The 12,914-nt window shown below is 59.9% G+C and carries 14 protein-coding genes; 7 read left to right on the plus strand and 7 right to left on the minus strand.

What is annotated here, in order from left to right:
- Positions 1–26: 26 nt before the first annotated feature.
- Genes ACZCWR_RS20410 through ACZCWR_RS20430 form a run of 5 tightly spaced genes read left to right on the plus strand, consistent with a single transcriptional unit; the run spans position 27 to position 5,374 of the window.
- Positions 27–1,367, plus strand: a complete 1,341-nt coding sequence (locus tag ACZCWR_RS20410) for an LLM class flavin-dependent oxidoreductase (RefSeq protein ID WP_487303440.1) — start codon at positions 27–29, stop codon at positions 1,365–1,367.
- Positions 1,364–3,148, plus strand: coding sequence for an ABC transporter permease subunit (locus tag ACZCWR_RS20415; RefSeq protein WP_487303441.1), 1,785 nt, complete (start codon positions 1,364–1,366; stop codon positions 3,146–3,148). Before ACZCWR_RS20410 ends, ACZCWR_RS20415 begins: the two co-directional genes overlap by 4 nt.
- A gap of 57 nt (positions 3,149–3,205) precedes the next feature.
- A complete protein-coding gene (locus ACZCWR_RS20420) occupies positions 3,206–3,931 on the plus strand; it encodes a class II aldolase and adducin N-terminal domain-containing protein (RefSeq protein ID WP_487303442.1) in 726 nt (241 codons plus the stop codon).
- Positions 3,921–4,427 (plus strand): flavin reductase, encoded by a 507-nt coding sequence (locus ACZCWR_RS20425; RefSeq protein WP_487303443.1) that lies wholly within the window; start codon positions 3,921–3,923, stop codon positions 4,425–4,427. Before ACZCWR_RS20420 ends, ACZCWR_RS20425 begins: the two co-directional genes overlap by 11 nt.
- Before the next feature lie 20 nt (positions 4,428–4,447).
- The gene (locus ACZCWR_RS20430; RefSeq protein WP_487303444.1) at positions 4,448–5,374 is read left to right on the plus strand and encodes a LysR family transcriptional regulator; all 927 of its coding nucleotides are present in this window, start codon (positions 4,448–4,450) and stop codon (positions 5,372–5,374) included.
- Here ACZCWR_RS20430 and ACZCWR_RS20435 read toward each other — a convergent pair.
- The 3 genes from ACZCWR_RS20435 to ACZCWR_RS20445 form a co-directional block, all read right to left on the minus strand.
- Positions 5,371–6,288, minus strand: coding sequence for a 2-hydroxyacid dehydrogenase (locus ACZCWR_RS20435; protein ID WP_487303445.1), 918 nt, complete (start codon positions 6,286–6,288; stop codon positions 5,371–5,373). The genes ACZCWR_RS20430 and ACZCWR_RS20435 overlap by 4 nt on opposite strands.
- Positions 6,289–6,394: 106 nt before the next feature.
- Entirely contained in the window at positions 6,395–6,862 is a 468-nt protein-coding gene (locus ACZCWR_RS20440; protein ID WP_487303446.1) for an RbsD/FucU family protein, read from the minus strand.
- A 39-nt stretch (positions 6,863–6,901) separates the two neighbouring features.
- The gene (locus ACZCWR_RS20445) at positions 6,902–7,687 is read right to left on the minus strand and encodes an IclR family transcriptional regulator (protein ID WP_487303447.1); all 786 of its coding nucleotides are present in this window, start codon (positions 7,685–7,687) and stop codon (positions 6,902–6,904) included.
- A gap of 187 nt (positions 7,688–7,874) precedes the next feature.
- Here ACZCWR_RS20445 and ACZCWR_RS20450 point away from each other — a divergent pair, with 187 nt between their 5' ends.
- Together ACZCWR_RS20450 and ACZCWR_RS20455 are read left to right on the plus strand one after the other, a co-directional pair.
- On the plus strand, positions 7,875–9,158 hold the full coding sequence (locus tag ACZCWR_RS20450) for an MFS transporter (protein WP_487304759.1): 1,284 nt from the start codon (positions 7,875–7,877) through the stop codon (positions 9,156–9,158).
- Positions 9,159–9,162: 4 nt separating this feature from the next.
- Positions 9,163–9,609, plus strand: a complete 447-nt coding sequence (locus tag ACZCWR_RS20455; RefSeq protein ID WP_487303448.1) for a type II 3-dehydroquinate dehydratase — start codon at positions 9,163–9,165, stop codon at positions 9,607–9,609.
- A gap of 924 nt (positions 9,610–10,533) precedes the next feature.
- Here ACZCWR_RS20455 and ACZCWR_RS20460 read toward each other — a convergent pair.
- From ACZCWR_RS20460 to ACZCWR_RS20475, 4 genes are all read right to left on the minus strand, one after another.
- On the minus strand, positions 10,534–10,827 hold the full coding sequence (locus ACZCWR_RS20460; protein ID WP_487303449.1) for a hypothetical protein: 294 nt from the start codon (positions 10,825–10,827) through the stop codon (positions 10,534–10,536).
- Between the two features lie 87 nt (positions 10,828–10,914).
- Positions 10,915–11,697, minus strand: coding sequence for a sugar phosphate isomerase/epimerase family protein (locus tag ACZCWR_RS20465; protein ID WP_487303450.1), 783 nt, complete (start codon positions 11,695–11,697; stop codon positions 10,915–10,917).
- Between the two features lie 4 nt (positions 11,698–11,701).
- Positions 11,702–11,908 (minus strand): tautomerase family protein, encoded by a 207-nt coding sequence (locus ACZCWR_RS20470; protein ID WP_487303451.1) that lies wholly within the window; start codon positions 11,906–11,908, stop codon positions 11,702–11,704.
- 8 nt (positions 11,909–11,916) lie between these two features.
- The gene (locus tag ACZCWR_RS20475; RefSeq protein WP_487303452.1) at positions 11,917–12,864 is read right to left on the minus strand and encodes a dioxygenase family protein; all 948 of its coding nucleotides are present in this window, start codon (positions 12,862–12,864) and stop codon (positions 11,917–11,919) included.
- Positions 12,865–12,914: the final 50 nt, after the last annotated feature.

The following is a 12,914-nucleotide window of genomic DNA, read 5'->3' on the forward strand; positions in this document are numbered from 1 at the left end:
GATCACTCTAAGGAGAAGCCACGATCATGGCTGACCGACACATGGCGCTCGGCGTGCTGGTGCACGCGACGGGATCGCATCCGGCATCGTGGCTCAAGTCCACCGCGCCACGCGGTGCCACGACGAACATCGACTATTACCGCGATCTCGCGCAACTCGCGGAATCCGGCCTGATGGATCTGTTCTTCATCGCGGATACGCCCGCCGCGCGCACCGAAAAGCTCAACGTGTATGCGCGCTATCCGCACTTCATGAATTGCTTCGAGCCGATCACGCTGCTCTCGGCGCTGGCCGGCGCGACGCGGCATATCGGGCTGGGCGCGACGGCGTCGACGAGCTTTTACGAGCCGTACAACATCGCGCGGCTGTTTGCATCGCTCGATCATATTTCGCATGGACGCGCGGGCTGGAACGTGGTCACGTCCGCGAACGACTTCGCCGCGCGCAACTTCGGTCTCGACAAGTTGCCGCCGCACGATCAGCGTTATGCGCGCGCACGCGAATTTTTCGACGTCGTGTCGAAGCTGTGGGATACATGGGACGACGATGCCTTCGTCAACGACAAGGAAGCGTGCAAGGTTTTCGAGCCGGAGAAAATGCATGTCACGGATCATCAGGGAAAGTATTTCACGGTGTATGGCGCGCTGAATATCGAACGCACGCCGCAAGGACGGCCTGTGGTGATCCAGGCCGGTTCGTCGGAAGATGGCAAGTCATTCGCGGCGGAAACGGCGGAAGTGGTGTTTTCTTCGGACCCGACGCTCGAAAAATCTCAGCGCTTCTATGCCGATGTCAAAGCCCGCATGCCTGCGTTCGGCCGCTCGCCCGACGACATGAAAATTCTCGCGGGCCTCTCAGTAGTCGTGGGCGGCAGCGAAGCGGAAGCGCAGGACAAGTACGCCGAACTGCAAAGCCTGATTCATCCCGATGTAGGCCGCATGCGTCTGGGCGCGGACCTCGAACTCGATGTATCGAACCTGCCGCTCGATGAACCCATTCCCGAGCATCTGATTCCGCAGAAGGCCAATTTTCATCAGGCGTACTTCAATCAGATCGCGACGATGATCCGCGAACAAAAGCTCACGTTGCGCCAGCTTTATACGAGCTATGAACGCGGCAAGGTAACGTTGTGCGGCACGCCGCAGAGCATCGCGGATCACATGGAAGAATGGATCGACACGCGCGCCGCCGATGGCTTCATGCTCGCCTTCCATGTATTGCCGAACGATATGTCGGATTTCGTTTCGCACGTCGTGCCGGAACTGCAACGCCGTGGCCGTTATCGCAGCGAATACAGCGGCCATACGTTGCGCGAGAATCTCGGCCTGTCGCGTCCGGCCAATCGTCACGCGCAGAACACGCGATGAACACGACCACCGCAAGCGCGGGCGCGCTCGTCACGCCGCGCACACGTTTCAAGTTCGGTCCGTTGTGGCTCGCCGCGCCCGGTGTGGTGTTCCTGCTCGCGTTCCTGATCGTGCCATCGCTGCGATTACTCGCTCTTTCGGTGATGCAGAACGGCACCGGCACGCTGTCGTTTTCCGCGTTCGCGCGTTTCTTCGGCCCGAGCGTGTATCAGCGCGTGTTGCTGACGACGTTCTCCATCGCGCTGCAAACCACGGCGTATTGCCTCTTGCTCGGCTATCCCCTCGCCTACTGGCTGTCGGGTTTGTCCAAACGCACGCAACAGGCGGTGGCGCTGCTTGTGCTGCTCGCGTTCTGGACCAGCACGCTCGTCAAGAACTTCGCGTGGCTCGTGCTGCTGGGAAGAAACGGCATCGTCGCGGATGTCATGGGCATGCTGCATATCGCGGGCGGCGACCGGTTGTTGTTCAACCGCTCTGCCGTGATCTTCGCGATGGCGCACACGCTCTTGCCGCTCGCAGTCGTCACGCTGTTGCCCGTGATGAACCAGATCGACCGCCGCACGTCGCTGGCTGCGTCCACACTCGGCGGCGACCGCGCGCAAGTGTTCTGGCGCATCTTCTTCGTCTCGTCGATGCGCGGTGTCGCGGCGGCGGGCCTGCTCGTTTTCATCGGCGCGCTGGGGTTTTTCATCACGCCGACGCTGCTCGGTTCGCCTCGCGAGATGATGCTCGGACAACTGATCATCGTGCAGATCAACGAGTTGCAGAACTGGCAGTTGGGCAGCGCGCTTGCCGTGGTGCTGGTGCTGTCGGCGCTCGTCAGTTGCTTTCTTTATAACCTCGTGTTCGGCATGGCCTCGCTGGTCGATGATCGCGATGCCGTGAAGCCCGCGCATCATCGTCATATGCGGCGGATGGGCAATGCACTCGTCAACGGTCTGGGACTGGCGTGTTCGCGCGTGATCGTGCCGTGGGACCGTCATGTGCGGCGCGCGGTGCGTGTGAGTCCGCTGGCGATTTATTCGTGCGTGCTGATTGCCGTGCTGCTGTTTCCCATCGTCGCCATCGTGCCGATGGCCTTCACCGCCGACACGTTCCTCTCGTTTCCCCCGAAGGGCTTCAGCCTGCGCTGGTTCGATGCGTATTTCACCTCGTCGCTGTGGATCGGCGCGACGCTGCGTTCGTTCGGCATTGGCCTTGTTGCGGCATTCTTCACGGCGGTGATCGCCACGCTCGCGGCGCTTGGCATCGCGCGTTCTAAATCGCGCGCAACGGGCGCATTATTCCTGCTGTTCCTCTTGCCGATGATCGTGCCGAGCATCGTGACCGCCATCGCGTTGTTCTATCTCTGCGCGCGCATGGGACTGGTCGCGACGAACCTCGGCATCATCATCGGGCATGTGGTGATTGCCATGCCGATCGTGTTCGTTATTTTGCTGACGACGTTTCGCGGCCACGATTGGGCGCTGGATCACGCAGCGGGTACGCTGGGTGCGAACCGCTTGCAAGTGCTCCGGCGCATCACCTTGCCTTCGGTAAAGAATGGCTTGATCGCAGGCTTCGTGATCGGCTTTCTGACTTCGTTCGAAGAACTGACGGTTGCGTTGTTCATCGGCGGCGGCATCAAGACGACTTTGCCGAAGCAACTGTGGAACGATATCTTGCTGCAAGTGACGCCCACGCTCGCCGCCGCTTCGACCGTAGTGCTGTGCGTGGTGACTTTGCTGTTTCTCGTGCTTCAGGCCGTGCATCCGCGCGGCAAGGGCGCGGCGTCCGCGTGAACGTGCATTCGTTTATTGCAGGCGTTTTCAACACATCAACGTAAGAGAGTTTTTGACATGGATGAGCACCAGCTTCGCGTCGATCTCGCAGCCGCGTTTCGATGCTTCGCCAAACTGGGCATGCACGAGGCCGTGGCCAATCACTTCAGCGCGGCAGTCTCGCCCGATGGCCGCAAGTTTTTGATGAACCCCAAGTGGGTGCATTTTTCCCGCATCCGCGCGAGCGATCTGCTTTTACTCGATGCCGACGAAGGTGAAGACCTCGCAGGCCGCAACGATATCGATGCCACCGCCTGGGCCATTCACGGGCAGATTCATCGGCGTGCGCCGCATATTCGCGTAGCGCTGCATCTGCATCCGGTTTATGCGACTGCCATTGCGTGTCTCGCCGATCCCGAGATCAAGCCGATCGAGCAGAACACGGCGCGCTATTGGAACCGCGTCGCGCTCGACAAGGAATTCGGTGGCATGGCCGATACGGCCGCCGAAGGCGCACGACTCGTAGCCGCGCTCGGCGACAAGTCGCGCCTCATGATGGGCAATCATGGCGTGATGGTGACAGCGTCTTCTATCGGCGAAGCGTTCGACGACATGTACACGCTGGAGCGCGCCTGCCAGATTCTGAGCATCGCGTATTCGACGGGCCGGCAACTCAACGTGCTGTCCGCCGAAGTCGCGGAAAAAACCGCGCGCGACTGGGAAGGCATCACGGACTTTTCCATCGCGCATTTCGAGGAGATGAAGCGCGTGCTGGACAAGGAAGACCCTTCGTATGCTGACTGACATGAACGCCACCGACGTCACGCTACAGACCTTTCGCGATGCGATGGCGCAACTCGGCGCCGCCGTGCACGTCATCACCACCGACGGTCCCGGCGGACGCGCGGGCTTCACTGCATCGGCTGTGTGCAGCGTGACGGATACGCCGCCGAGCGTGCTGGTGTGCATCAACCGGAGTTCGTCGGCGTATGACGCGGTGACGGCGAACGGGCGCATCTGCATCAATACGCTGAGTGCGGATCAGCATGACGTGTCAGCGGGCTTCTCGAAGAAAGGCACGATGGAAGCGCGCTTTGCACATGGCGTATGGATCGATCGCGATGGCGCACCGCCCCATCTGGCGGATGCGAGTGCGTCGATCGATTGCCGCGTGGTGTCGCGCACGGCGGTAGGTACACATGACATTCTCATCTGCGAAGTCGATGAAATCACGAGCAACGCACATCCCGGCGTGCTGATCTACTACGACCGCAAATATCACAAGATTCTGCGCAGCTAAAAGCTCATAGGTATACCAGCATGGAGATGCAATCGCTGCATTACTCATTGCGGCAACTGCGGTACTTCGTGGTGACGGCGGAAATGCTCTCGTTCACCGCGGCCGCGCGTCGGCTACATATTTCGCAGCCCTCTGTATCGACCGCGATGACGGACCTCGAAGGCAACTTCGGCGTCCAGCTTTTTATCCGGCATCATGCGAGCGGTTTGTCGCTGACGCAGGCCGGGCGCGATCTGCTCGGGCAAGCGCGCAATCTGCTGAAAATCGCGGAGGAATTGCAGACATCCGCGAAGGAACTGGATGGCGGCATGACGGGTTCCATCGCGCTGGGTTGTCTCACGTCGCTCGCGCCGCCGCTCATGCCGGGACTGATCAGCCGCTTTACAGGCGAGCATGCGGGCATTTCGTTTCGCACGGTCGAAGCGCATCAGGATGGATTGATGAGCCGATTGCAGGACGGCTCGCTCGATATCGTGCTCACGTATAGCCTCGATCTGACCGAAGACATCGGCTTCACGCCGCTCTTGTCGCTGCCGCCTTATGTGATCTTGCCGAAGACGCATCGGCTTGCGCGTGCGCGCCGCGTGTCGCTCGCCGACTTGCAAAATGAGCCTTACGTGATGCTCGATCTGCCGCACAGCCGCGAATACTTCGCAGCCCTGTTCGATGCGGTGGGCGAACGTCCTGTGCCTGCGTTTCGTTCGTCGCAACCGGAAGTCGTGCGCGGCATGGTGGCGAATGGTCTCGGCTACAGCATCCTCAATTTCCCGCTTAAATCGAGCCGCACCGTGGATGGCGAGGACTTCGTCATCAAGCGCTTCAAGGACACGCTCAACGCGACGACGCTCGGCATCGCGCAATCGAAAAAGATGAAGCCGCGGCAAGTGGTGAATCGTTTCGTGTCGTTCTGCGAGAACTATATTCGCCGTCTGCACTTCGAGGCTTAATAGCCGCGTTCGCGCTCGATCACGTTGTTGAGCCGCGCGCCATCGCGCAAGGAACGCACGTTCGAGAGAATCTGCTCGGCCACGGTCTCGCTGCTGGAGATCGCGGCGATATGCGGTGTGACGATGACCTTGTCGTGGGTCCAGAGCGGATCGGTGGACGGCAAGGGTTCGAGCGGAAACACATCGATCAATGCGCCGCCGAGCTGGCCGTCGTCGAGCGCGGCGTGAAGATCGTGCGTGACGAGATGATCGCCGCGACCCACATGAATGAGCCTCGCACCGCGATTCATGCGCGCAAACAGCTTCGTCGAAAGAATGCCGTGCGTGGCGTTGGTTAGCGGCAAGAGACAGATCAGCATGTCCAGACCGTCGAGAAAACGGTCCAGCTCGTCTTCGCCATACACGCGGATGCCTTCGAACTCGCGGCCTGTGCGCGACCATCCGTGCACATTAAACCCGAGTTGCGCGATGGAACGCGCCACCGTCTGCCCCATCACGCCCATGCCCATGATGCCGACCGTCGTTCGATCGGCAGGCGGATGCTCGAACTTGAGCCAGCGTTGCTCGTGTTGCTGCTGCATCAGCCGGTCGAACCCGCGATGAAAATGCAGCACGCCCCACAGAACGTATTGCGCCATGATGCGCGCCTGTTCAGGATCAACGATACGGCACACCGGCACGTGCGCGCCGCTCGTCTCCGAGATGATGTGATTCACGCCCGCACCGATGCTGTGAATGAGCCGCAGCTTCGGCAGCGCGCCGTATGCGCCGCGCGGAGGCAGCCAGCTTATCGCGACGTCCGCGTCAGCGGCTTGCGCGTCGTCGAGGGACCAGAGCGGAATCTCGGGCGCGACGGTGCGAATGGCTTGCGCGTAGTGTTGCGCGGCTTTATCGGTGAAGACGATTCCTGTCATGCCGGTCAGCGTGAAAATACTCGATGCCCGTACGCTAACCGGCCATAAACGCGGTCAAAAAATCATTTGCTCATGCAGGACATAGCGCGCGGCTATGCAATCGCGCTTAACCCTTTTCCGGTGCGTCCGGTGCAAGCTGCACGCCCTTCTTGAAGATGAAGCAGCCGTAACCGCGTTGCTCGCCTGTCGCGATCACGCAATAGGCCTGTTTCGCGCGTTCGTAGAAGGCAAAGCGTTCGACGGGCGCGAACAGCGTGGCGCGGCCTTCGGCGTCATCCACTTCGCGCTGCGCTTCGCGTTGCACGGCGGGCAATGCGTTTGCATCGCCGACTACTTCCATGCGTTGCGCGGGATCGTCGACGAAGGTATCGAGCGGCATCACCGAAAGAATGGCGCGTACGGCGCGCGGCGCGTTCACGCCATCGAGACGCAGCGCGTGGCCGAGCACGGTCTGGCGGGCAACGGAATCAGCGGGAAAGTTTGCATCGCAGATAACCACTTCATCGCCGTGACCCATTGCGCAAAGCGCGTGCAGGATATCGGCGTTGAGTAGCGGGTCGAGGTTCTTGAGCATGTTGTTCTCCTTGTGAGTTGTTTCGAATAGAGTAAAGGATCATCCCTTGCCGAGTGGCGGGCGGGATGGAAAGCCAGCCAGATTGCTCAACTGCGCGAGTTCGTTGGCCGCTTCGCGCAGCAGTCCGGAATATTCGTGAATCTTTCCCGCCGTGAGCCGCACGCGCAAACCCGCCAGACTAATTACGCCGACGCAACGCGAACCGCTCACCACGGGCGCGGCCACGGCGGACATGCGCGGGGCGAACACTTCGTCGATCATCGCGTAGCCGCGCACGCGGGCTGCGTGCAGAAAGCCTAAGAGCGCTTTCAATGTCGTCGGTGCATTGGGACCGAATTCGTTCGGTTGTCCGAAGCCTTGTTTCAGCACGAGCGCGACGGCTTCTTCATCGGTCATCGTCATGAGCCATGCATGTCCGGTCGAGGTGCAGGAAAGACGCGCGGCCTGACCCATGTCGGGATCGTAGCGAAAGCCGGTGCGCTGACCGTCCGCCTTGCCGACCCAGATGATCGCATCGCCATCGACGAGCGACAGCCGCGCCAGTTCGCCCGTCTGCGCCGCGACGCGTTCGATGATCGGCTGCGCGATATCCGCGATGCCCGTCAGGCTCAGAAACTCCAGCCCGTTCGATGTCATGCGCATCGTCAGGATATAGCGGCTGTGCTCGACGAGTTGCCGCACGTAGCCGCTTTCGACGAGATCAGCCAGCAGCCGATGACACGTGCTGCGCGGCAGACTCAACGCATCCGCAATCGCAACAAGACCCGCGCCTTCGCCATGCGACGCCAGAAAATCCAGAATTTTCAGGCCACTCTTTAAAGACATATCGCGCGCTTTTTATGATGTGAAATGCAGTTCCGGCCCGGAACGCTCCTCTTTCGCAGCGCAAACAATAGCATCTGTTCATGCAAAGACATGAACGCAAAAACCCTACCGAACATTGGGGAGACACATGCCGGTTCTTGCTGACTCAGATATCGCGGCGGGCGAACAGACCGCGCAAACGCACTTGATGGCGCGTCGCGCCGTGGCGGGCGCAACGGTTGGAACCGCGCTCGAATGGTTCGACTTCGCGCTGTACGGCGTGGTCGCCGCCACCATTTTTCCGAAGCTGTTTTTTCCTTCGCTCGATCCGACCGCTTCATTGCTCGCGTCGTTGGCGAGCTTCTGGGCGGGGCTGGCCGCGCGTCCGCTGGGTGCTGTGATCTGCGGCATGCTTGGCGACCGCTGGGGCCGCCGCAAGCTCATGCTTGTCACCGTCTCGGTGATGGGCGCGACATCGTTTCTCATGGGGCTGCTGCCCACGTATCAGCAAGTCGGCATCTTCGCGCCGGTGCTGCTGGTGACGCTGCGCATCGTGCAGGGTTTCGCGCTCGGCGGCGAATCGACGGGTGCGCAATTGATGGCGGTGGAACATGCATCCAGTGCGAAGCGCGGGCTGTATTCAGGGCTGCTTGGCATCTGTTCGCCGCTCAGTCAGATTCTCGCGAATCTCGCGCTGTTTTCATTGGCGAGCTTGCTATCCGCCGATGAGTTCGAGTCGTGGGGATGGCGCGTGCCATTTCTCGCGAGCTTCGTGCTCGTGTTGCTGGGCATCTACATTCGCATGAAGGTGAGCGAGACGCCGGCTTTCGAGGCGCTCAAGAAGAATGGCGAACGCGCGCGTGCGGCCAATCCGCTTGGCATCGTGCTGAAGTTTCATTGGCGTACCGCGCTGCGTTTGACGCTGTTCTTTTGCGGTCCGGCGGCGCTGTTTTATCTGATCGTGGTGTTCTCGCTGAGCTATCTGACGAAGAACCTCGGCGTGCCGAAACAGACGGGCTTCATGCTGTTGATGACGGCCAATGTCTGCGCCATCGCGGGCGCATTGGCGGGCGGTTATCTGAGCGATCGCATCGGACGAAAACGCGCGTTGCTGATCGGTTCCTTTTGCACGCTGACCTGCTGCCTGATCTACTTCCCGATCCTCAATCAACACTCGGTCGGCATGACGATGGCCGTGATGGGCGCGTTCCTTGGCTTCACGCAATTTCAGAGCGGCATTCAGCCCGTGTGGTTCGCCGAATCCTTTCCGACGGAAGCGCGATATACGGGTTCGGCGCTGTCATACTCGGGTGCAAACCTGCTCACCGGTGGCCCGATGCCGATTGTCGCAGTGGCGCTGCTCAATGCGTTTCACGGTTCGCCGTGGGCCATTGTCGCGGTCTGCGGGTCGCTTAATCTGCTCTCGTTTCTTATGATCGCCGTGTCGTCTGAGACGAAAGGCACGGCCCTGGAACGCAGCATTCATCATTGATACCATGACGCGCAAACTCTACATACTTAATGGTTCGAACCTGAACATGCTGGGGCTGCGGGAGCCGCATATTTATGGGCATACCACGCTTAAGAGCATCGAAGACAATTGCCTGGCGCTTGCTGAGACGCTCAAGTTCGAGTGCGTGTTTCGGCAGACCAACAGCGAAAGTCAATTGATCGATTGGATTCAGGAAGCGTTCTTGCAGGATGCGGCGCTCATTATCAATCCGGCGGGGTTTTCGTTCGGGCGTATTCCGGTGCTTGATGCGGTCAAACTCATTCGTCGGACGGTGGTGGAATTGCATATCACGAATATTCATCGGCGTACGGAGGAGTATCGTCATTCGACTATTTCGGTTGCGGCGACTGCGGTGATTTGTGGCGCGGGCGCGAATGGTTATTTGCTGGCGATTCGTGCGGTGGATGATCTTTGGGGTGGTGATGTTTGATTTGGTTGTTTCATCGTGCAAAGGGCTGCTGGTTTTTGTGCGTTTATTGCAGTAGCCGCCTCCCCGGCGGGGGGATCACTTTCTTTGCTGCTGCAAAGAAAGTAATCAAAGAAAGCAGCTTTCTCAACCAGACACTGCCGCTTGAAAGGGCAAGTGGATTAATGGTCGCTCTTGGTGACAATAGTCACCCGCCTCGGAGGCCTGCCCGGCCTGCACGGGGCTTGGTACGCAAAGATTTCGCACCTCTCTTGGTTAAACGAAGTGGTCCGCAGTCATCCGCGCGGCGTGTTTGGCGCTCACGCGCCTTCGCCGTAGGGGTCTGCTCGTGAACCCGGCAGATCGCCAAGACTCACGACTCATCGAATCTCCTCGCTTGAATGCTATTCGGCCCTACCGTTACTTTGAGGTCGACAGTCACGAAACGCCAAACACCGTTGGTCAGTGATTAAAGCAATGACGCTTTCTCTGGCCTTACCATTGCTGTGAGATCGGCAGTAAAAAAGCGCTAAACACCGTAGGGCCGAATAGCATTGAAGCGAGAACATTCGATGAGTCGTGAGTCTCGGCGATCTGCCGGGTTCACGTGCAGACCCCTACGGCGAAGGCGCGTGAGCGCCGAACACGCCGCGCGGATGACTGCGGACCACTTTGCTTGACGGATAGAGGTGCGAAATCTTTGCGTACCAAGTCCCGTACAGGCCGGGCAGGCCTCCGAGGCGGGAAACTATTGTCACCAAGAGCGACCATTAATCCCATTGCCCTTTCAACCAGCACTGTCTGGTTGAAAAAGCTGCTTTCTTTGATTACTTTCTTTGCAGCAGCAAAGAAAGTGATCCCCCCGCCGGGGAGGCGGCTACTGCAATAAAACCCCAAAAACCAGCATCCCCTTGCACGACAAGTCCAACACCCAAAAAATACACCGAACTAACGCTTACTGATGTCGTTGAACTCAACATCCTCGATGACCTCGCCCTCAGGCACCCGCTCACCCGCCCGCTCACGAAGTTGCCTGCGAAACTCACGCGTCTTCCACCAAACATACCCCCCAAACAACACCGCCACCACCAACACCACAGCCAACATAAACAACGAAACAACAAACGCCCCCACCAGCACCGCACCCCCGATCAACACCGCCAGAATCTTCACCAAAACACCGGGAGGATTCGCCTGCAAGTTCCCGCCATTACCGGGCAACCGCTGATTATCGAATTGCATCACACCTCCGAATAGGTCAGACATAAGCCGGAACCGGCTTCACCTTCCCTACGACCACGGCGAATGAAATTGGTTTTCACCGCTTGATTACACTTCGTTCCAAGCCTGCCTCAAAAACGCCAAACTCTCACGTATCGATGCAACCGGCTCGCCCTTGAAACCGCACTCGCCACTCAGCAAGCCCGCATAACCGCATCCCTTGAGATGCCCAAAAAAAGTCGAATAGTCATACACGCCGGTGCCCGGATTAAGCCGCCCCGTATCCGCCAGATGAATATGCGCCAGCCACTTATGATGCGCACGCAGTTCGTCGAGCGGCTCGGCTTCCTCATCCATGTGATAGAAATCCGCCAGCCCGCGCACTTCCGCGCGATTCAACGTCTGTGCGAGCCGCGCGCCCTCTCCCACGCTGTTGACCAAAGACGATTCCTTGCGGTTCAGCGGTTCGATCACGAGCGTCGTACCGGTGCCTTCGAGCGCATCGGCGCACCATCCGAGCGCGGTGAGGAATTCGTCTTCGGCTTGATCCTTCGTCCAACCTTCCGGAATATTGCGCGTCCATCCGCTTCCGAGCACGACCACGCGCGCCTGCGCCAATTCCAATAGCTCAACCACACGATCGAAATACGCACGATTGCGCCGCTCATCCTTCTCCGGCCCGACGAGCCGCGCATCATGCGGAAAGAGATAACTGAAGGCGAGCGCGGGCAAAGGCAAGTCCCGCACCTGAGATTTTGCGTGAGCGAAAGCGGCATCGTCTTCGAGACGCATCGGGACGATCTGAGCTTCGATGTAATCCAGCCCCGCATCGTGGATGAAACCCGCGTTTTGCAGCGGCGCACACCAGCCGAACAACGGTGTCGTCGTCATCGCATCAGCTCTTGGACGGAGTCGAAGGAATCTCGTCCTTCGTGCGCTCGCCAACCGCCCAATGCGCAGCAGGCACCGAAGTCGCATACACGCGAATGGTTTCGAGCGGCGCGCCGAGCGTCTCATGAATGGTGCGCGCCACGGCCTTGACGCACGCTTTCACGGCGGCGTCGTCGCGTCCTTCGACGAGGGAAATATGAACGATGGGCATGTCTTTTCCTAAGGTTGAGTGCGTTCGAGCACGGCCTGTTCGGGCCGCGCGCCGCTCGTCTTGCCGGTGATCGGCGGCTTCGGCAGCTTCGCCTCGCCCGCCTCGATCACGAAGTGATGATCGAGCGAATACCACGGCCCTTCGACATCCGCCGCCGGTGCGCGCTCGCCATCATGCAGCACGTATTGCCCGACCAGCGCGCGCGTCACGCCGAATTGGACATCGGTATCGAGATAAGGATCGTCGCTCGAATAGACCTGCGAAAACTGCGTCTTGAAGCCCGGCTTGTAGATCATGAAATGGATATGCGCCGGCCGCATGTTGTGCCGCCCCTGCGCGCGCAGCAACGCGCCGACCGGACCGGACAACGGAATGGGATAGCCCGCAGGCTTCACGCTTCGGAACGCGATATGCCCTTGCGCATCCGTCGTGAACTTGCCGCGCAGGTTCATTTCCGCTTGGCAAGGGTCCTGATTTTCGTAGTAGCCATCGGCGGAGGTGTGCCACACGTCCACTTCCGCGCCTTCTACCGGACGGCCGCGCGTATCGCGCACCCAGGCGTTCACGAAGATCGGCGCGCCGGGCGTCGGCGAACGCACGATGCTCGCGCCGTTCTCCGTGCGCGGAGAATTCATCCGCCAGAACGGGCCCATGAGGTTCGCGGTGGTGTCGGTCTGGCCGTGATCGCCGTTGTTGAGCAGGCAGACGAGCGCGGAAAGCCCGAGCGATCCGGCGATCAACACGACTTCATTATGCGATTCGGTCGTCAATTGGCCGAGCTTCGCGACCACCGCGCATGCCTGATGAAACTCCGCTTCGGACAGCCGGGCATCGCGCGCGAAACCGTGCAGATGGCGCACCGCCGCCGTCATGATTTCGCGGAAACGCGCATCGGGCGCGCGGCTCAGTTCGGCGAGCACGGCGTCGGTCACTTCCTGCTGATTGCTGACGATCATCGTTGTCTCCTCTTTTCGATGGTAGCGCGGACAGCATCGCTCCACATCAC

The organism is Caballeronia sp. A2-2 (genome assembly GCF_057612605.2).